25 protein-coding genes are annotated in these 22,654 nt (G+C 58.3%); 10 read left to right on the top strand and 15 right to left on the bottom strand.

Annotated elements, in window-relative coordinates:
- The first annotated feature begins 49 nt into the window (after positions 1-49).
- The gene (locus ACR0NF_RS15265; protein ID WP_480778525.1) at positions 50-340 is read left to right on the top strand and encodes a DUF1294 domain-containing protein; all 291 of its coding nucleotides are present in this window, start codon (positions 50-52) and stop codon (positions 338-340) included.
- On the opposite strand, the gene ACR0NF_RS15260 is transcribed toward ACR0NF_RS15265, so the two are convergent.
- Both ACR0NF_RS15260 and ACR0NF_RS15255 read right to left on the bottom strand, forming a co-directional pair.
- Positions 337-789, bottom strand: coding sequence for a GAF domain-containing protein (locus tag ACR0NF_RS15260; RefSeq protein WP_480471745.1), 453 nt, complete (start codon positions 787-789; stop codon positions 337-339). The genes ACR0NF_RS15265 and ACR0NF_RS15260 overlap by 4 nt on opposite strands.
- Positions 790-861: 72 nt before the next feature.
- A complete protein-coding gene (locus ACR0NF_RS15255; protein ID WP_480471744.1) occupies positions 862-2,034 on the bottom strand; it encodes a thiolase family protein in 1,173 nt (390 codons plus the stop codon).
- 101 nt (positions 2,035-2,135) lie between these two features.
- Between ACR0NF_RS15255 and ACR0NF_RS15250 the strand changes: the two genes are divergently transcribed.
- The 3 genes from ACR0NF_RS15250 (at position 2,136) to ACR0NF_RS15240 (ending at position 4,828) form a co-directional block, all read left to right on the top strand.
- Positions 2,136-2,474, top strand: coding sequence for an STAS domain-containing protein (locus ACR0NF_RS15250; protein ID WP_480471743.1), 339 nt, complete (start codon positions 2,136-2,138; stop codon positions 2,472-2,474).
- Between the two features lie 18 nt (positions 2,475-2,492).
- On the top strand, positions 2,493-2,942 hold the full coding sequence (locus ACR0NF_RS15245; RefSeq protein ID WP_480667855.1) for an ATP-binding protein: 450 nt from the start codon (positions 2,493-2,495) through the stop codon (positions 2,940-2,942).
- A gap of 308 nt (positions 2,943-3,250) precedes the next feature.
- Entirely contained in the window at positions 3,251-4,828 is a 1,578-nt protein-coding gene (locus ACR0NF_RS15240; RefSeq protein ID WP_480778524.1) for a gamma-glutamyltransferase family protein, read from the top strand.
- 23 nt (positions 4,829-4,851) lie between these two features.
- On the opposite strand, the gene hspQ is transcribed toward ACR0NF_RS15240, so the two are convergent.
- Entirely contained in the window at positions 4,852-5,178 is a 327-nt protein-coding gene (hspQ, locus tag ACR0NF_RS15235) for a heat shock protein HspQ (RefSeq protein WP_480471740.1), read from the bottom strand.
- Positions 5,179-5,258: 80 nt separating this feature from the next.
- Here hspQ and ACR0NF_RS15230 point away from each other — a divergent pair, with 80 nt between their 5' ends.
- Both ACR0NF_RS15230 and ACR0NF_RS15225 read left to right on the top strand, forming a co-directional pair.
- Complete coding sequence (locus ACR0NF_RS15230) at positions 5,259-6,140, top strand: AEC family transporter (protein WP_480778523.1); 882 nt, start codon at positions 5,259-5,261, stop codon at positions 6,138-6,140.
- Positions 6,141-6,200: 60 nt separating this feature from the next.
- The gene (locus ACR0NF_RS15225) at positions 6,201-6,782 is read left to right on the top strand and encodes a transglycosylase SLT domain-containing protein (protein ID WP_480471738.1); all 582 of its coding nucleotides are present in this window, start codon (positions 6,201-6,203) and stop codon (positions 6,780-6,782) included.
- A 10-nt stretch (positions 6,783-6,792) separates the two neighbouring features.
- Here the strand turns inward: ACR0NF_RS15225 and ACR0NF_RS15220 are convergent, their stop codons facing one another.
- From ACR0NF_RS15220 to ACR0NF_RS15205, 4 genes are all read right to left on the bottom strand, one after another.
- Positions 6,793-7,389 carry a LolA family protein gene (locus tag ACR0NF_RS15220; RefSeq protein ID WP_480471737.1) on the bottom strand — a complete coding sequence of 199 codons (597 nt, stop codon included), beginning with the start codon at positions 7,387-7,389 and terminating at the stop codon, positions 6,793-6,795.
- A gap of 39 nt (positions 7,390-7,428) precedes the next feature.
- A complete protein-coding gene (locus ACR0NF_RS15215) occupies positions 7,429-10,311 on the bottom strand; it encodes a DNA translocase FtsK (protein WP_480778522.1) in 2,883 nt (960 codons plus the stop codon).
- Between the two features lie 14 nt (positions 10,312-10,325).
- Positions 10,326-11,507, bottom strand: coding sequence for an aminotransferase class I/II-fold pyridoxal phosphate-dependent enzyme (locus ACR0NF_RS15210; protein ID WP_480471735.1), 1,182 nt, complete (start codon positions 11,505-11,507; stop codon positions 10,326-10,328).
- 108 nt (positions 11,508-11,615) lie between these two features.
- Complete coding sequence (locus ACR0NF_RS15205; RefSeq protein ID WP_480667853.1) at positions 11,616-12,944, bottom strand: amidase; 1,329 nt, start codon at positions 12,942-12,944, stop codon at positions 11,616-11,618.
- An 87-nt stretch (positions 12,945-13,031) separates the two neighbouring features.
- Between ACR0NF_RS15205 and ACR0NF_RS15200 the strand changes: the two genes are divergently transcribed.
- Positions 13,032-14,258: an FAD-dependent monooxygenase gene (locus ACR0NF_RS15200; RefSeq protein WP_480471733.1), complete on the top strand. Its 1,227-nt coding sequence runs from the start codon at positions 13,032-13,034 to the stop codon at positions 14,256-14,258.
- On the opposite strand, the gene ACR0NF_RS15195 is transcribed toward ACR0NF_RS15200, so the two are convergent.
- The 6 genes from ACR0NF_RS15195 to ACR0NF_RS15170 all read right to left on the bottom strand — a co-directional run bounded on the left by ACR0NF_RS15195 (position 14,255) and on the right by ACR0NF_RS15170 (position 18,354).
- Positions 14,255-14,440, bottom strand: coding sequence for a Trm112 family protein (locus ACR0NF_RS15195; RefSeq protein ID WP_480471732.1), 186 nt, complete (start codon positions 14,438-14,440; stop codon positions 14,255-14,257). The two genes, ACR0NF_RS15200 and ACR0NF_RS15195, sit on opposite strands and share 4 nt — an antisense overlap.
- A complete protein-coding gene (locus ACR0NF_RS15190; protein WP_480471731.1) occupies positions 14,437-15,078 on the bottom strand; it encodes an LON peptidase substrate-binding domain-containing protein in 642 nt (213 codons plus the stop codon). Before ACR0NF_RS15190 ends, ACR0NF_RS15195 begins: the two co-directional genes overlap by 4 nt.
- A 27-nt stretch (positions 15,079-15,105) precedes the next feature.
- Positions 15,106-16,023 (bottom strand): tetratricopeptide repeat protein, encoded by a 918-nt coding sequence (locus ACR0NF_RS15185; protein WP_480471730.1) that lies wholly within the window; start codon positions 16,021-16,023, stop codon positions 15,106-15,108.
- A gap of 87 nt (positions 16,024-16,110) precedes the next feature.
- A complete protein-coding gene (locus ACR0NF_RS15180) occupies positions 16,111-16,899 on the bottom strand; it encodes an exodeoxyribonuclease III (protein ID WP_480471729.1) in 789 nt (262 codons plus the stop codon).
- A gap of 113 nt (positions 16,900-17,012) precedes the next feature.
- Complete coding sequence (locus tag ACR0NF_RS15175) at positions 17,013-17,480, bottom strand: GNAT family N-acetyltransferase (protein WP_480471728.1); 468 nt, start codon at positions 17,478-17,480, stop codon at positions 17,013-17,015.
- A 187-nt stretch (positions 17,481-17,667) separates the two neighbouring features.
- Positions 17,668-18,354 carry a response regulator transcription factor gene (locus ACR0NF_RS15170; protein WP_480471727.1) on the bottom strand — a complete coding sequence of 229 codons (687 nt, stop codon included), beginning with the start codon at positions 18,352-18,354 and terminating at the stop codon, positions 17,668-17,670.
- A gap of 162 nt (positions 18,355-18,516) precedes the next feature.
- Here ACR0NF_RS15170 and ribA point away from each other — a divergent pair, with 162 nt between their 5' ends.
- Positions 18,517-19,611 (top strand): GTP cyclohydrolase II, encoded by a 1,095-nt coding sequence (gene ribA, locus ACR0NF_RS15165; RefSeq protein WP_480471726.1) that lies wholly within the window; start codon positions 18,517-18,519, stop codon positions 19,609-19,611.
- A complete protein-coding gene (locus ACR0NF_RS15160) occupies positions 19,608-20,108 on the top strand; it encodes a L,D-transpeptidase family protein (protein ID WP_480471725.1) in 501 nt (166 codons plus the stop codon). Before ribA ends, ACR0NF_RS15160 begins: the two co-directional genes overlap by 4 nt.
- On the opposite strand, the gene ACR0NF_RS15155 is transcribed toward ACR0NF_RS15160, so the two are convergent.
- Together ACR0NF_RS15155 and ACR0NF_RS15150 are read right to left on the bottom strand one after the other, a co-directional pair.
- Positions 20,092-20,751 (bottom strand): YggS family pyridoxal phosphate-dependent enzyme, encoded by a 660-nt coding sequence (locus ACR0NF_RS15155; RefSeq protein ID WP_480471724.1) that lies wholly within the window; start codon positions 20,749-20,751, stop codon positions 20,092-20,094. The two genes, ACR0NF_RS15160 and ACR0NF_RS15155, sit on opposite strands and share 17 nt — an antisense overlap.
- 104 nt (positions 20,752-20,855) lie before the next feature.
- Positions 20,856-21,839 (bottom strand): porin, encoded by a 984-nt coding sequence (locus ACR0NF_RS15150; RefSeq protein ID WP_480471723.1) that lies wholly within the window; start codon positions 21,837-21,839, stop codon positions 20,856-20,858.
- Positions 21,840-22,120: 281 nt separating this feature from the next.
- On the opposite strand from ACR0NF_RS15150, the gene ACR0NF_RS15145 reads away from it, so the two are divergent.
- Entirely contained in the window at positions 22,121-22,606 is a 486-nt protein-coding gene (locus tag ACR0NF_RS15145) for a DUF3576 domain-containing protein (protein ID WP_480471722.1), read from the top strand.
- Positions 22,607-22,654: the final 48 nt, after the last annotated feature.

Here is a 22,654-nt window from a genome sequence, read left to right as displayed (position 1 = left end):
AAGCATTTTTTCACTTGGGGTCACAGGCGCGATTGGCTATGCACGGTTCATGTGGATAGCAGTGCTCTATCTATGGGCGATCAACGCTCTGACTTTGCTGGCTTTTGGCTGGGATAAGCTGAATGCGCGACGGCGAAAAAAGCGCGTCCCGGAAAAGCGCCTGTTATGGCTTGCCACGCTCGGAGGCAGCCCCGGCGCTTTATTGGGGCGCTGGATATTCAGTCACAAAACCCGCAAACGGCGATTCTCGATCTGGCTTTACGCGATTGTCGGGGTTCAGGTGGCGTTGGGCTACCTGCTCCTCTCATACGACTTGATCGGGATGCTGCAATCGCATTAACGCGCAAAAACCGAATCCAGAATGGAAGACAGCGCCGCGGCGTCTTCATCTCGGAACGCATCCGGCTGGTCGCTGTCGATGTCAAACACCGCGATCACATGCCCCGTGACATCGCGCACCGGCAAAACCAACTCTGACCGGGTTGTTGAAGCACAGGCGATATGCCCGGGAAAAGCATCGACATCCGGCACCAGCTGTACCTCTCCGGTCCGCGCGGCTGCACCGCAAACTCCGCGTGCAAACGGAATCACAAGGCAGCCGTGGCCTCCCTGATAGGGTCCGATTTTCAGCAACTCCGGCTCAGTTACACGGTAGAATCCGGTCCAGTCAAAGCGGTCATCGGAATGATGCACCTCGCAAGCCACTGTCGCCATCAGCGCGACCTGATCGGTCTCACCTTCGGTCAGTGCGGCGATGGTTTTGGCGAGCGTGTCGTAGTCTGCGGTCATAGGTCTTGCTTTGCGGGTTTAAGTTTGAGGGGGCAATGCCCCCTCGTGAGGTATTTCCAAACGGACAAAGGGTCAAACACGTTCTATCGCGATAGCCGTACCCTCGCCGCCGCCAATGCAGATGGCCGCAACCCCGCGTTTCAGGTTCCGCTTTTCCAGCGCATTCAGCAGCGTGACCATGATCCGGGCACCTGAAGCACCGATGGGGTGACCCAGCGCACAAGCGCCCCCGTTCACATTCACCTTGTCTCGGGGCAGGCCCATTTCGTGCATGAAAGCCATGGGGACGACAGCAAAGGCTTCGTTAACCTCCCACAGATCCACATCGTCCTTGGCCCAGCCGATCCGTTCCAGCAACTTTTGCGTAGCAGGAACCGGAGCGGTGGTGAACAGACCCGGAGCCTGCGCGTGGCTGGCATGGCCGAGAATGCGCGCGCGGACCGTCAGGCCCTGCGCCTCTGCCACATCGGCAGACGCCAGCACCAGCGCGGCCGCCCCGTCAGAAATTGACGAGGAATTGGCGGCCGTCACCGTACCGTCCTTACGAAATGCAGGTTTGAGCGTGGGAATCTTCTCGGGCCGCGCCGATTTCGGCTGTTCATCCGCATCCAGCGTAACTGCGCCCTTGCGGGTCTGGATCGTGACCGAAGTGATCTCACCATCGAAGGCGTTGGTGTCCTGCGCTGTCAGGGCATTCGACAGCGATTGCAGCGCGTATTCATCCTGTGCCTCGCGGGTGAACTGATAGGATTCAGCACAATCTTCGGCGAAAGTGCCCATCAGGCGACCTTTGTCATAGGCGTCCTCAAGCCCGTCGAGGAACATGTGATCAACGACCTGCCCATGCCCGATGCGTGCGCCGCTGCGCATTTTCGGCAGCAGGTAGGGGGCGTTCGTCATGCTCTCCATCCCGCCCGCAACCATCGTATCGGCATGGCCCAGCGCGATCTGATCGAACGCCATCATTGCGGCCTTCATCCCTGAGCCGCACATCTTGTTCAAAGTCGTGGCAGGCACCTCTTCGCCCAAACCGGCTGCAAATCCTGCCTGGCGTGCGGGCGCTTGACCCTGACCCGCAGGCAGAACGCAACCCATCAGGACCTCGTCCACCGTATCGGCGCCTGCCCCTTGCAAAGCAGCCTTGATTGCGGCGCCGCCCAAATCCGCAGCCGGGACGCCATCGAACATGCCCTGAAACCCGCCCATCGGCGTACGCGCGGCCCCTGCGATCACTACTTCCCTCATTTGACGCCTCCTCATGCTTTCCCGCCCTTGGATACCGAATGGTAAGAATTCCCGTCTAGCGTATTTCTACGATCTAATTGCAATGCGAAGGGCGGTTGACCATGGGGCTGAGCAGCAGCACGACCGGCAATACACAGGTAATATCAGTTCATTGCGACCGGATTGACGCAGCAATGGCAATTCAGTTCAAGGAAGACATGCGTGCGCAGACCCAGACAGGCGCATCGCGGGTTGTGTTGGATCTGTCCTCGGTCGAATTCATCGATTCCAGTGGTCTGGGGGCAATCGTGGCCTCGATGAAACAGCTTGGCCATGGGCGGCGGCTGGATCTGGCGGGCCTGCATCCGATTGTCGAAAAAGTATTCCGACTGACCCGCATGGACACCGTCTTTCGCCTATTTGCATCATTGGAAGACGCAATCGCCACTGGCGCCGACTGACCGGTAGGAGGGGACAGCGTGGCCTCTGAGCGCGAACAGGACTGTCTGGACCTGAGTTTTCCGGCAACCGAGATACAGGCTAGCAGGGGTATCGCTATGCTCAGCAAACAGCTGGCCGCATATGGGCTTCCTGCCAACAAAGCGGATGACGTCAAAATCGCGTTGGCCGAGGCGATCAACAACGTAGTCGAGCATGCCTATGCCGGAATTGCCCCTGCCGATATTCAGGTTGATTGCCGTCTTTGTAAAAAGCAGCTGGTTATCCGAATTCGAGATACCGGCAAACCCTTGCCCGATCTGCAGCCGCCTGAGGCAACACCGGCCTCAGTCAAAACTTCGCTGCAAGACCTGCCCGAAGGGGGGTTTGGTTGGTTCCTGATTCACCAACTTGCCAGCGAAATTCACTATGAGCGGACAGATGGCAGCAACGTGCTGCTCTTGCGTTTCGATTTCGCCGATGCGCCATAATAAGCGCCAAATGGTCACAATAACGCCGTGATCGAACCATTGTTGCGCCGCAAACAAAGGACATACACAAAGGGTAGCTCAGATAGCTTCCCTCGGCGCCTAGCGTCACAGCCCCCACCCAGTGAACGGCGCCGAGGACCTCCTCCCTCCAACAGCAATGGACAGTTTTCGACCAAGTGTCGTGCAATGTTCCTATGATGGTGCCGGTATTTCGCAGCGCGTTCCGTCGAAATGTGGGTCAACGCATTTTTGATTCAGATCGGGCATGAAGTGCTCTAGTCTCTGCACGTTTGCAGAAGGAAAGAACCATGCACGATTTTCACAAGGCTGGCCGCTCGGAAGTTCTGGCGACCGAAGGAATGTGCGCAACATCCCATCCGCTGGCAGCCAAAACCGCCTTGGACGTTCTGCAGAGGGGCGGAAACGCCATGGATGCCGCCATGGCCGGAGCGGTACTGCTGGGGATTTGCGAACCCCAGATGACGGGTTTAGGGGGCGATTGCTTTGTCTTGTACAACAGAGCCGGTGAAAACACTGTTCGGGCAATGAACGGATCAGGCCGTGCGCCCGCCCAGGCGGACGCACAAGGCCTGCGTGATCAGGGCCTGGATACGGTCCCGCTGGATAGCCCGGATGCGGTGACACTGCCCTGCGCGGTCGATGCTTTTTGTCGGCTGGCCCAGACCGAGGGGCGCCTGGGACTTGATGCGATCCTGCAACCTGCAATTCACTACGCCGAAATCGGCGTACCGGTGGCCCCACGCGTGGCGTTTGACTGGAAGAACGCGGCTACAACTTTGCAGGGTGTGGCGCGTCAGCACTATCTGGCAGACGGTAAACCGTTGAAGATTGGGCAAATATTTCGTGCGTCGGGCCAGGCGGAAGTGCTGCGCCGCGTTGCCGCGCACGGGCGTGAGGCCTTCTATTCTGGCGAGGTCGCAGATGACATGTTGACCGCCCTGACCAACCTCGGTGGTGTTCACACCGCTCAGGATTTCGAAGCGGTTCAAAGCGAAGACGCGACACCGGTCAGCGGCACATATGGTGATCTCGAACTCTTTGAGCATCCGCCGAATGGACAGGGCGCGACAGCGATCTTGTTGCTGAACATTCTGAAGCATTTCGATCTATCGGCCCTCGATCCTGGTAGCGCCGCGCGTATTCATATCGAAGCCGAGGCGAGCAAACTGGCTTATGATGCGCGCAACCGATTTATCGCCGATCCCGATCATACGGCCCGGATGGAACATTTTCTGGCCCCGGAAACGGCAGCAAAACTTGCAGCGCTGATCAAGTTGGACAGCGCAATGCCCGCCGCTGCACCGCTGACGGAAAATGTGCACAAGGACACTGTCTATATCACCGTGGTCGACCGCGACCGCATGGCGGTTTCGCTAATCTACTCGATTTACCATGGCTTCGGCTCGGGCATCGCGTCTGAGAAGTTCGGTATTCTGCTGCAAAACCGCGGCGCGGGCTTTACGCTCACCCCCGGTCACCCCAATGAACTGGGCGGCGGAAAACGCCCCATGCACACGATTATCCCGGGCATGTTGCGGAAGAACGATCAGATCCTCATGCCTTTCGGTGTGATGGGCGGCGCCTATCAACCGACCGGTCACGCGAGATTGGTGTCGAACCTGCTGGATTATGATCTGGAACTTCAGGCCGCCATAGACATGCCACGCGCCTTTGCGGACGGCGGCGTCCTGAAACTTGAACGCGGTTATTCAGACGAAGTAAGGCAACAATTGGCCGATCTTGGCCACATTATCGAAACTCCGGAAACCCCGCTTGGTGGGGCGCAAGCCATTCGAATCTCAGAGACCGGAGTTCTGGAGGGGGCCAGCGACCCGCGCAAAGACGGATGCGCGCTTGGCTACTAGGCCAGGCAGCTTTGTTACGAAAATCAGTTCAACTGGAAATGCAGTGGATATGATCCGTCCTGAAACGGTCCGAACATATTAGGGATATCGGGGTGGTCCACGGGCTCCCCGGATTGGTCCTCAACCAAATTTTGTTCTGAAACATAAGCCACATAGAAGGATTGGTCGTTCTCAGCCAGCAGATGGTAGAACGGCTGATCCTTCAACGGACGGCTGTCTTCCGGGATGGCCTGATACCATTCCTCAGAGTTGGAAAACTCCGGATCGACATCAAAAATCACCCCTCGAAAAGGGTGTCTACGGTGTCGGACCACCTGTCCCAGGCGGTACTTGGCGTGTGTCTTTAGCATTGTTTCAGCCCCCAAAGAGGTTAGTACATCTTTTCCGGCGGAAATGCCAATCATTGAACTGAAATTCGGGGAAACAGTTTGTGAACCTTCTACTAACAGTGTTCGAAATCGTGGCCCCGGTGTTCTTATTGTCGGGCATTGGATTCACCTGGGTAAAGCTGGGTTTTGAGTATCGGCTGCAATTCGTCACGCGCCTCGCCGTGACACTGGCAGTACCCAGTCTGATCTTCGTGGCCCTCATGCAAACCGACATCCCAGGGGGCGAACTGACACTCTTTACGCTCGCGGCTATCGCCTCGCATGTGGCTTTGGCAGTTGTGTTTTGGATCTTCGTCCGGGTCACGGGAATGGAGCAGCGGACCTATCTGGCCCCACTCATCTTCGGCAATACCGGCAATCTTGGCTTACCCCTCTGCATCTTTGCCTTTGGTCAGGCCGGGCTGGGCTATGCGGTGATCTTTCTCGCCGTTACCGCGTTGTTTTCCTTCACCTATGGCATCTATCTGGTCGCCGGACGCGGCGCTTTTGGCAAGGTCCTGCACGAGCCCATGGTCTGGGCCACGCTGCTTGGCGCTCTGTTCTTGTGGCGTGGGTGGGAAACGCCGCTATTCCTGACCAACACACTGGATCTGCTGGGACAAATGGCAATCCCGATGATGCTGATCACCGTGGGCGTCGCCATCGCGCGGCTGACGACACAGAAACTGGCGCAGGCGATCTGGCTCTCGCTGCTCAAACTGGCGGTCTGTTTCGGACTTGGTTGGATCATCGCCGTCGGTTTCGATCTGGGACCGGTGGCCTTCGGCGTGCTGGTTTTGCAAATGTGTACGCCCGTCGCAGTGACCTCATACCTGCTGGCCGAACGGTTTGAGGCAGACTCCGACGCGGTTGCAGGCATGGTCATGGTCTCTACCGTGTTGTCCGTCGCAGCACTGCCAATAATTCTTGCTATTATTCTGTAGCGAATGTGATTTCCTCAGGGCTCAATCTGCGCTAGAATAAAGAAAAAAGGCACGAGGCACATGAGCAGAATTCTTTTCGTACTCTTCGGGGTGCTGCTTTTGGCATCCTGTGGCGGCGGGTCGAAGCAACCGCCAAGCAGACTGAATGACGCGTGCAGCATTGCGCGCGAAAAGCCCGACTATATCAAGGCCTTCAAAAGCACCGAACGCAAATGGGGTGTTCCCGTTCACGTTCAGATGGCCACGATTTATCAGGAAAGCCGCTATCGTCACGATGCGCGCACGCCGCACAAATATGTACTGGGCGTGATCCCGATGGGCCGTCAAAGCAGCGCTTACGGCTATGGTCAGGCGCTAGATGGCACTTGGGAGCAATACCAACGCGAAACCGGCAAGCGCCGAGCCAAGCGGGATCGCATACGCGATGCGTCGGATTTCATCGGCTGGTATATGAACAAAAGCTATGAACGCAACGGCATCCATCCCAGCGATACGCGCAACCAGTATCTGGCCTATCACGAAGGTCATACCGGATTTGCGCGCGGCAGCTATAACAGCAAGTCGTGGCTGCTGAATGTGGCGAACGATGTTGATGCCCGCGCGCAACTGTATCAGGCGCAACTGGCCAATTGCCGCTATTGAACCTGTCGGGTCAGCGATCGCCTGACCCGATACGGGTTTTCTTGGAGAACACGCTCTGATCGAGGGTTCCACCCTCGGTCAATGGCCCCAGCAGGACAGTCGTTTGGCTGCCTGCATTGTCATGAATCACCCATTTCCGCAGCTCAACCGGGTCTGAGGTAAACATCAGCTCGATCCGACCGCTGTCCGGGTTCTTCGGATCCTGCGCAGTCACGACCGTAGCGGTGCCGTCAAAGTCGTGACCGACGACCATATTGGCCTGCGACAGGTTCACATTCCGCGCCAGCACCAAGGACAGGGGCGTGCGTTTCAGCGGGTATTGCTCGGGCGGTTGGTTCGATTTCGGGTCGAATATCTGCACCGTTCCGGCTCGCGCCAGCACCACCGCGCTGTTGGGCGGATCATATTCGAAGCGCATCTTGCCCGGGCGCTGCAGCCACAGCTTACCGGTGCTAAGTGAACCGTCATCATTCACCTGCGTGAACGTGGTCTGAACCGTTTTCATCTGGTTCAGATAGTTGGATATCTGTGACAGCGGCAGCTTTTCAGCCGCCCAAGCGGCGGGCGCAGCCAGTGTCAGAGCAAGGGCAAAAGCAATCTGTTTCATGAGACCCAGATAAGCGTTCTGCCCTTGTTATTAAATATCCTACTGCTCAGGAACGAGGATTTCGCGTTTGCCCACGTGATTTGCCCCAGAAACAACACCTTCGTCTTCCATTTGCTCAACAAGCCGCGCGGCTTTGTTGTAGCCAATGGCGAGTTTCCGCTGAATGTAAGAGGTGGAGCATTTGCGATCCTTGATCACAATCGCCACCGCCTGATCATACAGGGCGTCTTCTCCGTTGGTATTGCCGCCCGTATTCAGGCCCAGAACGGCGTCGATATTGTCAGCTTTTTCCTCGGCAGGGCCATCGACCACGCCGCTCATGTAATCCGGCGGGCCGAACTGTTTCAGATGGTTGACGATTTCCTCGACCTCTTCATCCGAGACAAAGGGCCCGTGGCAACGGGTGATCTTGGCACCACCCGCCATGTAAAGCATATCGCCCTGCCCCAGCAGTTGCTCGGCACCCATCTCACCCAGAATGGTGCGGCTGTCGACCTTCGAGGTCACCTGGAACGAGATCCGGGTGGGGAAGTTTGCCTTGATCGTTCCGGTGATCACATCGACCGAGGGGCGCTGTGTGGCCATGATCAGGTGAATACCCGAGGCCCGCGCCATCTGCGCCAGACGTTGGATGCAGGCTTCGATTTCTTTGCCGGCGACCATCATCAGGTCAGCCATCTCATCGACGATGACAACGATATAGGGCATCGACTCGGGTGCAAATTCTTCTGTCTCGAACATCGGCTCACCGGTTTCATCGTCGAACCCGGTCTGGACCGTGCGGCTGAACATCTCGCCCTTGGCCAGCGCGTCCTTCACGCGACCGTTGTAGCCTGCGATATTACGCACGCCCATTTTGGACATCTTGCGATAGCGATCCTCCATCTCGCCGACCACCCATTTCAAGGCGACAACCGCCTTTTTCGGGTCGGTCACAACAGGCGACAGCAAATGCGGAATGCCGTCATAAACAGACAGCTCCAGCATCTTGGGATCGATCATGATCAGGCGGCATTCATCTGGCGTCAACTTATACAGCAGCGACAGGATCATCGTGTTGATCGCAACAGATTTACCCGAACCAGTCGTACCGGCAATCAGCAGGTGAGGCATCTTGGCCAGGTTCGCCACAACGGACTCACCGCCGATATCCTTGCCCAGCGCCAGAGGCAGCGCATGATTGCCATCGCCGAAATCGCGGCTGGCGAGGATTTCGCGCAGCACCACCATCTCGCGGTTCTCATTCGGCAATTCGATACCGATGACCGAGCGGCCCGGCAGGGTCGAAACCCGCGCCGACAGCGCCGACATCGAGCGTGCGATATCATCGGCCAGACCGATCACACGGCTGGCTTTCAGACCCGGAGCAGGCTCCAGTTCATACATGGTAACAACGGGACCGGGACGAACGCTGACGATCTCGCCCTTGACGCCGTAGTCGTCCAACACGTTTTCCAGCATCCGGGCATTTTCCTCCAGCGCCTCATCACTCAGGTGATGGCGCTGAATGCTGGCCGGGTTGGACAGCAGACCCAGTGGGGGTAGCTCAAAATCGCTGTGCTTTTCCTCAAATGACAAGGTCGGCTGCGCCTCGGCCTGTGCCCGGCGCGATGGCGGGGGTGCGCGGCGCACTGGCTGTGCCACAACCGGCTTGCGCGGTTCAGCAACAGGGATTTTTACTGCCTGACGCGACTGCGGCGCGGGCTCTTCAAACACGGCCTCGTCGTCATAATCCGGCTCGTCCACATAAGCCTGCTGCGCTTGCCAATCGGTCTCATCCGCCGCGCTCAACGGCGGCTCGACCGGCAATGCTGCTGAGGTTATGGGTGGTTCCGGCGGAAGCTCATCCACGGGTCCGGCATTCAGGATCAGCGGATCGGGCCCACGCCCGCGCCCCTTGGTCAGCGGCAGGCTCGGATCAGGCTCAGGTGCCATCTGCCCTGCGGCCACTTTACGGTTGCGCACAGCGGCAGAGATCTTTGACCGGATGCGGTCCTCTTTAGGCATATCGTAGTAGCCCTCAACCGCGACGGGATCGATCAGTTCGGGCTCGGGCATCGGATCGGGACGACGGATCAGCGACGGCATCCGCGCTAGCAGACCCAACTTTGCTTCAGGCTCGGGTGTCTCCAGTTCGGGCTCTTCAAAAATCGGGTCGGCATAGGCCAGATCATCGTCAAACTCTGCCTGCACCGGCACGGCACGTTCCGCCCGACGCTCAGCCCATTGCGCGCGACGATCACGCGCCGCCTGCGCCGTGACCGAGGCCCCACGCCCCAAAGCGTTCATCAACAGGTCATAGGCCATGACAAGACCCAGCAAGAAAGCACGGAAGCCCTTGCGCACATCCGCTTTGGTAAAGCCCAGCACAAACACACCCAGCGCCAACATGCCCACCGCCATGGCAAGCGACATCAACTTGACCAGAAAATGCGACGAGATCGGCAGCAGCGTCAGCAAAGCACCCATCACCGTGTCACCAAACAGACCACCTAGCCCGTAGCTGTGCGTCGCACGCCATTCAGCACCCGGGACCAGCGTGGCGGCATAGACCGCCAGAACGGCGATCCAGATCGGAGCGAATATCAGGCGGGCAATCGCACGCTCTTCCCCGAAATGACCGGCAAAGCGCACGCCCCATGTAGCCAGTACCAGCGCCACGCCAAAGCTGCCCCAGCCCACAATCATGAACAAAGGTGCGGCGATCGAGGCGCCCACACGTCCCATCCAGTTCTGCACCGGCGCATCGGTCGACACCATCCAGTTTGGATCATCCGGCGTATAGGACCAGACCATCGCAGCAGCAGCCATGCCGAGCAGGATCAGAGCGATCCCGATCAGTTCCTTACTGCGCCGCTCGATGGCGGCTTGCGTGGTGCTGTCCAGTAACGGGTCGCGGTTGCGCGCGTTCAATGATGCCATTTTGCCCTCGTACCTCACGAATAGATGCAGTCGCGGAGCGTGATCAGCCCGCGCTTCATCTCTGTTTTTGGGGCCACCATGGCGACCCGGATAAATTGCTCGCCCGGGTTTTGCACCGGATCACCTTGAGAAAGATATGCACCCGGCAGAACCCTGACACCGGTTTCCTGCCAGAGCTTCAATGCAGTTTCTTCGCCGTTTTCGACGGGTAGCCACAGGAAGAACCCTGCCTCGGGCGGCATATAGCCTTGCACGCCTGCAAAGACTTCATCTGCAATGGCGTATTTTTCCTGATAGAGCGCGCGGTTTTCCTGCACATGTACCTCGTCCGCCCAAACCTTGGCGGCAGCGGCCTGCAACGGTGCGGGCAAGGGGGCACCCGCATAGCTGCGCAACAGTTTGACACGGCTGATCGTCTCAGGCCCGCCCGCGATAAGGCCGGACCGCAATCCGGCCAGATTTGATCGCTTGGACAGTGAGTTGAACAGCGTAACCCGCTCGGGATCAGCGTCCAGTTCCTGCGCAACGGTCAGCGCGCCCACCGGGGCGGTGTCGCGGTAAATCTCGGAGTAACATTCATCCGCAAAGATGCGGAAATCGTACTTCTCGGCCAATTGGATCAACTCAGCCCAATAATCGCGCGAGGCGACCGCCCCCTGAGGGTTCGCGGGTGAACAGATGTAGGCAACGGCGGTGCGGTTCAGCACCTCTTCGGGCAGGCCTGCATAGTCAGGCAAATGGCCGGTCGCAGCGGTTGCAGGTACAAAATAGGGCTGCGCGCCGACCGAAATCGAGGCGACCATGTAAACCTGATAAAACGGGTTCGGGCACAGGATGATTGGCTGCTGTCCGTTCTTCTGCTCGGGGCACAACGCCATTGCGGCATTGTACAGACCCTCGCGCGTGCCGTTCAGTGCCATCACATTGGCATCTGCATCCATCGACACGCCATAGCGGCGGTTGACCCAGCCCGCGATTGCAGCGCGCAGCGCGGGCGAGCCTTCGTTCGGGGGATAGCCCTGAAACCCCGCGGCATTTTCCATGATCACATCGGTCACCCAGGACGGGAAATCGTGCTTGGGCTCGCCAATGGTCATGTGAACGACGTCACCGCCCGGCTGATGGTGATCCAACAGAGCGCGCAGACGCGGGAATGCATATTCCGGTAGGTTCGAAAACCGCTCGGGGAAATTCATAATACTGCCTCAATTTCGGGGTCATTTTGCGCCCCGTTTCCTGGCAGATTACAGATCGGGGCACCCCTCGTCCAGACAAAGAGGTTCCGAATCAGGGGATTGTGGCATTCAGGTCAAAGCGCTTTCAGCCGCTGATCCGAGCCGCAGCAAGGCCTCTTCCGACCCCGGATAGCCCAGCATCATCAACCCGCAACCGGGTGTTCCCGTGGGCAGGGTCAGCGCCGCGAGCCCCATCAGATTGCCGATCCTTGTGTTGCGCAAGGCCAATAGATTCTCGGTGACATAGTAGTCATGATCATTCATCAGCCGATCCAGATTGGGCGGCAGGATCGGTGCCGTCGGGGCGAGTACGGCGTCAAATCCGGCAGTTGCCATGTCCCAAGCTTGTCGGCAGGCGGTTAGTTTCGACCAGGCGGCCACGTAATCGGGGCCGGTATAGGCTTTGCCCATGCGGAACCGTTCAAGGATTTCGGGATACATCGCATCGGGGTTCGCTTCGATCACATCGCACCACAGGCCATAGGCTTCGGTCGTATAGAGCACACCTGACAAGCTCATTGCGTTGTTCAGCTCTGGCACCTCAAGCGGGACAATCTCAGCCCCCGCTTCTTTCAGGCGTGCCAGAGCCTCATCGTAAGCCTTGGCCGGGGCCTCGCGCAGATCGTCCTTCGCCACGTTCTGTAGGTCGGCAAAGCGGCGGCCTTTCAGAGACGCACCGCGCAGGTCTGCCGGTACGGTCCCCTCAAGTGCGGCAAGCATATGTGCGGCGTCCTCAACCGATCGCGTCAAAGGTCCGACCGTATCGAACTTCAAGCACAGCGGTACAACGCCTTCAAGGCTCACGCGCCCGGCTGTGGTTTTAAGCCCTACCAGGTCATTCCACGCTGAAGGGATCCGCACAGATCCACCGGTGTCAGACCCAATACCACAGGCCGCAAGCCCCCACGCGACCGAGGCCCCTGCCCCCGAAGACGATCCGCCCGGCACCGCATCTTCGTCATTCACGCAAGGCGGTGTGGCCGTCACTGGATTGAGACCCAGGCCCGAGAAGGCCAGCTCACTCATATGCGTTTTGCCCAGACAAACCGTGCCCATCGCGGTCGCATTGCGCAGCACCTGCGCATCCGCCTCGGGCACACGGCCTTTCAGCAAGGCCGAACCGGCCTCAGTTCCTGCACCGGCGGTGTCAAACAGGTCTTTCCAACTGATCGGAACACCATCCAGCAGAGACCGACGCAGGCCGAGTTTGGTCCGCTCTTGCGCTGCTTGGGCCTCGGCGCGAGCGCGGTCATGTGTGACGCGGGCATAAATGCGATCGCGATGTGGATGGGTATCGATGGCGCTCAGATAGGTCTCGGTCAGTTCAACCGGATCGATCTGCCCCATTCCGATGCCACGGCCCAAATCACATGCCGTCATGGTCAGCCAGTCTTGCATCCTGCCCCTCCCGAGTTTGCCCGTGTCCGGACGGTAGCGACAGGACCGCACATGGACAATCCCGAAAGGGCGCGCATATTGCAGCACATGGAACACAGATCCGACATCCTGATCGTTGGCGGCGGCCTGAACGGCCCCGCCCTTGCGCTGGCGCTGGCCCAGACCGGGCATTCAGTCACTGTTGTTGATGCTCTGGCCGAAAAAGTGCGCAAGAACGCGACCTTTGACGGGCGCGCATATGCGCTGGCGCTGGCCTCGCAACGTCTGCTCGACGCGATAGGCGTATGGGAAAAAGTGGAAGAGCACGCCCAGCCGATGCTGGAGATCAAGGTCACCGACGGTCATGCCGGTGCTGGTCCTTCCCCGTTCTTCATGCATTTCGATCATGCCGAGATCGAAGAAGGCCCTATGGGCTATATGGTCGAAGATCGCCACTTGCGGCGGGCTTTTCTGGAGGCCATGGCCGTACAAGACGGAATCACCGAGATCAGCGGCAAAACGGTCGTGTCCCAGGATATCTCGGCGAATGGGGCAACGCTGACGCTGGACGACGGGTCCACGCTGTCGGGTAGTATTCTGGTCGGCTGCGATGGCCGCCGCAGCGGCACCGCTATGCGCGCCGGGATCAAGCGAACCGGCTGGGATTATGGCCAGACCGCTCTGGTTTGCGCCATTGAGCACGAGCTGCCGCATCACGGTATAGCCCATCAGCTCTTCATGCCCCCCGGGCCATTGGCGATTTTACCGTTGACCGGCAACCGCAGCTCCATCGTGTGGAGCGAACGCACTGAGACGGCCGAGCAGATCAACGCGTTGTCCGAAGCAGACTACCTGCAGGTCCTGCGCCCGCGCTTCGGTGATTTCCTTGGCGATATCCGCCTGCAGGGCGACCGGTTCACCTATCCGCTGAACCTGACTATCGCCAATTCCTTCATCTCGGACCGGCTGGCCTTGGTCGGAGACGCCGCCCACGGCATGCACCCGATCGCCGGGCAGGGTCTGAATGCCGGTCTGCGTGATGTGGGTGCCCTGGCCGAGGTTCTGACCCTTGCAGGCCGACGTGGCGAGGATATCGGATCAACGCTGGTGCTGGAGCGCTATCAGGAGTGGCGCCGCTTTGACACTGCCGCGCTTGCGATGGCGACAGATGTGTTCAACAAGCTATTTTCGAACGACAATCCGCTGCTTCGGATCGGTCGGGATATCGGTATGGGCATCGTCGGCTCTCTGCCCGGGTTGCGCCGTGGTTTCGTGCGCGAGGCTGCGGGCCTGACCGGTGATCTGCCCAAGCTGCTGCAAGGGCGTCCGATTTAATCCAGCTCTCTCGCCTCATCCGCCAGCATCACCGGGATGCCGTTGCGGATAGGGAAGGCCAGACCGGCGGCTTTGGACACGAGTTCCTGCCGCTCGGCGTCGTAGTGCAGGGTCGTATGGGTCTGCGGGCAAATCAGCGCCTCTAACATGTGGCGGTCAAAGGCGTGTTCGGGTGCGCTCATTGCAGTTTTTCCTCATTCGATCCGCCGCGCATGGCGAATTCAATCAATGTCACCAAGGTCTCGCGCCGCGTGCGCAAACAAGGCGCCTCAAGCAGGGCCTGTTTCTCCTCGGGGTCGAATTCCAGCATCATCGACAGAGAATTGACCAGAAGCTCATCATCGGCGTCCTTCATCGTGTCCCAATCGGTCGACAACTGACGGGACGAGAAGAATCGCTCCAACAGCCTCAGGAACCGGTTTCGATCAAAGCGGTCATCCACTTCGGCCTTGCCCAGGTCACGGTCAAATCCATCCCATGATACCGAAGCGCGACGATAAGGGGTGAAACTATCTAGCTCCGCCCTGACCCGAAACCGCGATATACCGGTTAACGTGATCAGATACCTGCCATCTTCAGTCTCTGAGAACTGCGTGACGCGACCGGCGCAGCCGATCTGATGCAGCTTGGTTTCATCCCCCTGACAGGTGTTCGGCTGCACCATCCCGATCAACCGCTCAGGCGTCTTCAGCGCGTCATCCAGCATCTGCAGATAACGCGGCTCGAAAACATGCAGCGGCAGACGGGAGCGTGGCAACAGCAACGCTCCGGGCAGAGGAAACACAGATATGGTTTCCGGCAGATCAGCGGGATGCATCATACAGTCGAGTGTAGCCCTGATCAGATTTTAGGCAAATATCATCGAGCTGAGCTTACGCCGCCCGTTCAGCACAATCGGATCGTTGGGCTTGAGCGCATCGAAGATCGTGAAGAGTTGGGCCTTGGCCGCACCCTCATTCCACTCGCGATCACGGCGGAACAATTCGAGCAGTTGGGCGACCGCGTCTTCAACATCACCATTGGCGTGCAGGGCCTGCGCCAGATCGAACCGGGCTTGATGGTTGTCGGGTTCCGCCTCAACCATTGCCGTCAGTTCGCCCACCGGACCCGCATCTGCGGCCTGCTTGGCCAATTCCAGCTGCGCATGCGCCGCCTCAACTTCGGGCGAGGTCGAAATCTCGGCCGGAGCACCATTGAGGATCGCCTCGGCCTGATCCAGATCGCCCAGCGCGATATGAGCACGCACCAGCCCGCCATAGGCTGCAGCGTGGTTGGGGTCTTCGCCCAGAATTGCCGCGAAGGTTTGCGCCGCATCCACTGCGGCCCCTTCGGTCAGCATCTCTTCGGCGGCCTGAACCGCATCATCCAACTGACCACCGGGGCTTTCGCCACCTGCAGCTTCGATTACGCGATCGATGAAAGCCTTGATCTCGGACCCGGGCAAAGCACCCTGAAACCCGTCGACCGGCTGGCCCTTGTAGAACGCATAGACAGTCGGGATCGATTGGATACGCAGTTGGCCGGCGATCATCTGCGCCTCATCCACGTTGATCTTGACCATCTTGACCGCGCCTTTGGCGGCCGTCACAGCCTCCTCCAGCGCGGGACCCAGCGTTTTGCAGGGGCCGCACCAGGGGGCCCAGAAATCAACGATGATCGGCATCTCTTGCGAGGCTTCGACCACATCGGCCATGAAGGTGGCCTCGGTCCCGTCCTTGATCAGATCGGTGGCATCAGAGCTGGCTGCGCCGTTCAGAAGGTCCATGGCAATTACTCTCTGGTTCGTATTTGCGCCCTATATGCAGCCGCGCGGGTCAGAAACCAAGGGCTGAGTCGGGCGTTTTTGCATCAATCAGACGTCGAATGTCGCAAAAACCGGCGCGTGATCGCTGGGTTTCTCCCATCCGCGCGCATCGCGCAGAATCCGGCTGGAGTGGCCCGCGTTCGAGATATCGGGCGTGGCCCAGACGTGATCCAGCCTGCGCCCTTTGTCCGCCGCATCCCAATCACGCGCGCGATAGGACCACCAGCTGTAAAGCTGACCTTCGGGGATATCCTGCCGGGTGATATCGACCCATCCGCCCGCATCTTGTGTCTCAGCCAGCGTTTCAACTTCAATCGGCGTGTGCGACACCACCTTGAGCAGTTGTTTATGCGACCACACATCGTCTTCGCGCGGGGCGATGTTCAGATCGCCGACCAGAATGGATTTCTGCGGCTTTTCGGCGTTGAACCAATCCCGCATGTCGGTGAGGTAATCCAGCTTCTGGCCGAATTTTTCGTTCACTTCGCGGTCGGGAACATCCCCACCCGCAGGGACATAGAAATTGTGAATCGTCACACCATTCTCCAGCCGCCCCGCAATGTGACGCGCATGGCCGAGACCGGCGAAGTCCTTGTCGCCAACCTCTTCCATCGGCAGACGCGAAAGAATGGCGACCCCATTATAACCTTTCTGCCCCCGCGCAATCATGTGGGTGTAGCCAAGCTTGGCGAACCCATCGGTCGGGATCTTGTCTACGGGCGACTTACATTCTTGCAAGCACAGCACATCCGGGGCCTCTTCTTCCAACAATTTCAGCACGATAGGCTCACGCAGACGGACAGAGTTGATATTCCAGGTAGCAAGAGTGAAGGGCATATCAAGGGGTTCCTTTATCTCGATTTGCGCAGGTTAGCGCGCGACTGAGTAGGGTGCCATCGGAAAAAGCGAGTTATGTCTGCTGAATCATCGTACGGGTGGGAAGCGAGTTCTTATCCGGCATCCATTCGGAATTTTTTGAAGGTCGCCCCATCATACTCAAATTCACCAACAAACTGCGCGCCCAACCGTGCCAGGGCACCCAAGTGTTGCCGCGATAGCGGTAGAAGAAACGTCACAAATGGAATACGCGGATCCGACACCGCATATTCAATTGCCAGACGCGTGATCCGCGCGCCAAGTCCAAATGACTCGGGCTTTAGAACCAGCCCATAGTCCCATTCGTCGCCTTCCTTTTGAAATCCACCCCAGCCAACATAGTTTCCGTTTTGCAATATTGCCCAGTGTCCAAGGCCGTCACGCGCCCAACACTCTTCCTTGACCTGGACGAAATGATCCACAGCCGCCCGGTTCCAGGTGCCCTTTAACAGGGGCAAATGTTCAGCCAACCGAGGGTCAGACATGTGCGAAAGTATGTCTTCCGGATCAACCTCGGACAGGCGCGTGAAGGTTATCTTCATCTTAGACTCTGATCGTGATCGCATTCCTGAATTCAGGCAATCAAACAGCTGTGCACTAAAAAAAGCCGGGCCATCAGGCCCGGCAGTCCAACAGGGAGGTACATGTCATAACCCGGACATGCACGGGTTGGGAGTAAACTAATTATGCCTCAAGAGTATCACTTTGATCCAAGTCAATCCACAAAGATCAAGAGACCAGACGATATCCACCCGATTCTGTGACCAAAAGGCGCGCATTTGACGGATCGGGCTCGATCTTCTGACGCAGGCGATAAATGTGGGTTTCCAGCGTATGGGTCGTGACACCCGCGTTGTAACCCCAGACCTCATGCAGCAATACATCGCGCGCCACAACGCCATCGGTCGAACGATAGAGGAACTTGAGGATGTTCGTCTCTTTCTCGGTCAGGCGGATTTTGCGATCATTCTCGGTCATCAGCATCTTCATGGCCGGTTTGAACGTGTAGGGGCCGAGGACGAAGACCGCATCTTCAGATTGCTCATGCTGGCGCAGTTGGGCACGGATGCGGGCCAGAAGAACCGGGAATTTGAACGGCTTAGGGACGTAGTCATTCGCACCGGCATCCAGGCCCAGGATAGTGTCGGCATCGCTGTCATGACCGGTCAGCATAAGGATCGGGCTTTTGACGCCCTGTTTGCGCATCAGACGGCACAGCTCGCGCCCATCGGTATCAGGCAGGCCCACGTCCAGGATGACCAGATCGTAAATCGCCTCGCGTGCACGCTCCATCGCGGATGCGCCATCGGATGCCTCGAACACATCAAAGTCTTCGGTCATCACAAGCTGTTCACTCAGCGCCTCGCGCAGGTCTTCATCGTCATCCACCAGCAGGATTTTCTTAAGCTGTGCCATTTCCGGTCCTCCTAAGCCTTTTCCACCACTTGCGCATAGAAGATGCAATCAGCAAGATTTGCTGCAATCGTTTCACGCCCTCGTGTCTGACGCGGAGGAAATGTTTCACATTCCCCGGTGATCAGGGTAGGAAAAAAGCCAGATCGTTACAGGGTAACATACATGAGTCTCTTTCCTGACATTACCGAACTGCTCGCACGTGCGCGGGCCGATCTGCGCATGGGCGTGCCCGTCGTGCTGACGGATGATAGCGGATATAGCGTTCTGGCCCTGGCAACAGAGACTCTTAGCCCGCAGCGCCTGGCCGACCTGCGTGGTTTGGGAGGAGAGCCTGTCATTGCCATTACCGTGCGGCGGGCTGAAACGTTGAAAGCGCGAGCCTATGACGGGGATCTCGCCAGGGTATTGATTCCGGCTGATGTCGACCTGAACTGGGTGCAAGCGGTGGCCGACCCTTCGGACGATCTGAACGCACCGATGAAAGGTCCGCTGATGACCGAGCGGCACGGCAATGCAAACCTGCACCGCATCGCCATCGCGTTGGCTAAGTCGGCACATTTGCTGCCCGCTGCCGTCGTTTTGTCCATTGATGATGGACGCGCATTTGCCGTGACCCACGGCCTGACCTGCATCGATCACACGCGCGCAGCACCCCACCTTGCTGATCGCAGCGCCCTGCACGCCGTTGTGGCTGCGCGCCTGCCCATGGAAGTGTCAGAGGCCGGTCGTCTTCACGTCTTCCGCCCCGAAGATGGCGGAGAGGAGCATTATGCCGTCGAAATCGGCCGCCCCGATCGCGACAAGCCGGTTCTGGCCCGACTGCACTCTGCCTGCTTCACCGGTGATCTGATGGGCAGCTTGAAATGTGATTGCGGTCCGCAATTGCGTGGTGCGCTGGCCCAGATGGGGGCCGAAGGCTCCGGCGTTTTGCTCTATCTCAATCAAGAAGGCCGCGGGATCGGACTAGCCAACAAAATGCGCGCCTATTTCCTTCAGGATCAAGGCTTTGACACGGTCGAGGCCAACCATCGGCTGGGCTTTGAAGATGATGAGAGAGACTTCCGTTTGGGCTCTGACATCCTGAAATCGCTTGGTTTCAACTCCGTTCGCCTGCTGACCAATAACCCGGCCAAGATCGCGATGATGGAACGGACGGGCATCGCTGTCACCGAACGCGTACCTCTGAAAGTGGGCGAAACTGATCATAATCGCGGATATCTGGCAACCAAAGCGGCCAAATCGGGCCATCTGCTGTGACGCCCGATGATCTTGTCCTGACCCCGCGCGGTATCCGGTTTGCGGGGCGTGTCTTTCCCTGCGCCATTGGCAAGGGCGGGTTAAGCGCTGCCAAACGCGAAGGCGACGGGGCGACCCCCGTTGGCACGCATCGTATTGTCGGATTGCTCTACCGCGCCGACCGTATCACCCGCCCCGCTTCATGGGCGCGACCGATTGGGCCGCGTGATCTGTGGTCGGACGATAGCAAGGACAGCTCCTACAACCATCTTGTCCGGGCACCCTACCCATTTAGCCATGAAAAGCTGCGCCGTGCCGATCCGCTCTATGATCTGGTTCTGATCACCGACTGGAACTGGCCGAATGCAATTCCCGGGCATGGCTCGGCCATATTCCTGCATCAATGGCGTCGCCCGCGCTTTCCGACTGAAGGTTGCATTGCCTTTCGCCGCGATCACCTAAGATGGATTGCACGACAAATCGCGCCCGGAACGCGCCTGATCATTCCTGAGGTTTGATCCGTTCACCAAAGATGGCCGAACCAACTCGCACGTGAGTCGCACCCAGTGCGATGGCGGATTCAAAATCGCCACTCATGCCCATCGAGAGGCCTTCCAAACCGTTGCGTTCAGCAATCTTTGCCAATAGCGCAAAGTGCAACGCCGGCTCCTCGTCAACCGGAGGCAAGCACATTAGCCCGCGTACCGGCAGGTCCAACGCACGGCACTCTGACACAAACGCATCGGCATCGGCGGGCAGGATTCCGGCCTTCTGCTCCTCTTCTCCAGTATTGACCTGAATGAACAGTTCTGGGCAAGCGCCGATCTCTTGCGCCAGCCGGGCCAGAGTTTTCGCCAGTTTTGGACGATCGACCGAATGGATGGCGTCACAAAGCTCCATCGCTTGTCGCGCCTTGTTGGTCTGCAGTGGGCCAATCAGATGGAGTTCAATACCTGTGAACTTTTCGCGAAATGCAGGCCACTTTCCTGCCGCTTCCTGTACTCGATTTTCGCCAAAGCAACGATGACCCTGAGTCAGAACCGCCTCGACCCGCTCATTGGGCTGCACCTTGGACACTGCGATCAGTCGAACCGACCCCTGGGCACGTCCGGCGGCAGCTTCAGCTTTGGCGATGCGGTCGGAGATTTCTTGCAGCGACATGGGGCCTCTCGTTTTCATGGTAGCCGCAGAGAAACACCATGTGAGCACAAAAGAAAAGGGCAGGTCCTAAGACCTGCCCTTAAACTCTGGTGATTTAAATCAACTTAGAAGTTGAAGTTAACACCGAAGTCTGCGCGGGTTTGACCGTCTGCGTCACCAACTTTGGTGCGGCCCAGGCCACCTTTCAGCGATACGCCGCCACCCAGATCGTGGATGAAACCAAGACCGTACTGCTGGGTGTCGCCATCAGCCGAACCGTCGCCGTAAGCAGCCAGCAGGGTGGTTGCTGCGCCCAGGTTGTAGGCCAGCGAGAAGCCCCATGCGGTGCCGTCGGTTTCTTCACCTGCGTCGTTGAGCGGTGTGTCCGAATCGTCGGCTACAAACAGGGTACCGTTGAAGTCGCCGAAGTCTGCGCCCAGAGTCAGGACCAGCAGGCTCGGGTCAGAACCGCCACCAGCAGCGTCGGTCTGACCGTAGGCCAGAGCAGCTGTGATGTTGTTGAAGGTGTAGGTCGCGCTCAGATCCCAGGAATCTGCACCGCCCAGAGCGGCGTTGCCGTTCAGGGTCGAGTTCTGGTCATAAGACGCGCCAAAGGCGAAGTCACCAACGGCGTACTGGAAGAATACAGCGTTTGCACCTGCGCCGGTCGACGAGAACGACAGGAATTCATAGTCAACACCGGCGTACTGACCGATGAAGAATTCCAAGCCAGGCTCGTTACCGTAGTAGTTGGCCAGGTTGTCGATTGCGCCCGAAACGTTGCCTGCGTCAACGCGCAGACCGCCATAGATCGCCGAGAAACGTGCGCCGCTCAGCGAAGCAGAACCTGCCTCACCGGTACCCGCGTCTTCGTCAGCCTGCAGACGAACACGAGCCGAGAACTCAACGCCGCCGTCGGTTTCTGCGGTACCGTCGATGTTCAGACGGAAGCGCGAAACCAGGATGGTGTCGTCGATGTTGTCGTTGGTGGTCGAACGATCTTCCAGGTAGCCGATACCAAAACGACCGTAGCCGCTGAATTTAACGTCAGCTGCTGCAACGCTTGCCGTCGCGATCAGCGCGGTCGTTGCAAAGAGAACTTTTTTCATCTTGTTTCCCTCGGTTTCAAAGATTTTTCTACTCGACACATGCAAAGCACGCGTCTCAGCACGGTCACCGTTTCGCTTTTTTTGCCCCCTTTGCGCAAGCTTGGCATAAACGTCTTGCTGTCATTCGGCCCAAATTGGTGCAAGGATGCCACAGTCAAAATTCCGGCAAATCACGTCACCCGCTCACGCCCATATGTAAAGAATAGGCTTGTTGCTGCACGGGTCCTTGTCTAGGAGTATCACCCGACAGTGCAAAACAAGTGATACGGGACCTTTTGACGATGCGCATGCTGACGATTCTGGGTTTGACCATAGGGATGGCCACCGTCTCGGCCTGCGGAGGAAAGCCGCCTCCGGGAAATGCTCGCATCCTCACCGCGGATGGGAGTTCGTCAGAGGAGCGTGAACTGAATGATCCGAATCGATCAACCATCTTTGATGTTTTTGGTCCCGACAATTCTGAGCAGATCACCAATGTGAACCGCTATTTGTGGTCGGCCTCGCTTGATGTTCTGAATTTCCTGCCGATTCAAGAGGTTGATCCCTTTACTGGTGTGATCGTAACCGGTTATGGCACCCCTCCGGGCGGAGGACGGCAATATCGTGCGACGGTGCATATCAGCGATCCGGCGCTTGCAGCCCGCTCTCTGTCCGTGTCCCTGCAAACAAGCGGAGGCTCTCCGGTCAGCGCAGCAACCAACCGTGCGGTCGAAGATGCGATCCTCTCTCGGGCGCGACAGCTACGGATTGCGGACAACAAGCTCTAGAAACCCGCAGAAAATCACAATATTACCACGCCGGGTTCCTACCCGGCG

This window comes from Ruegeria sp. CF4, assembly GCF_056537345.1.
Note: the sequence above shows the minus strand (reverse complement) of the source record. Positions and strands in the feature narration are given on the sequence as shown.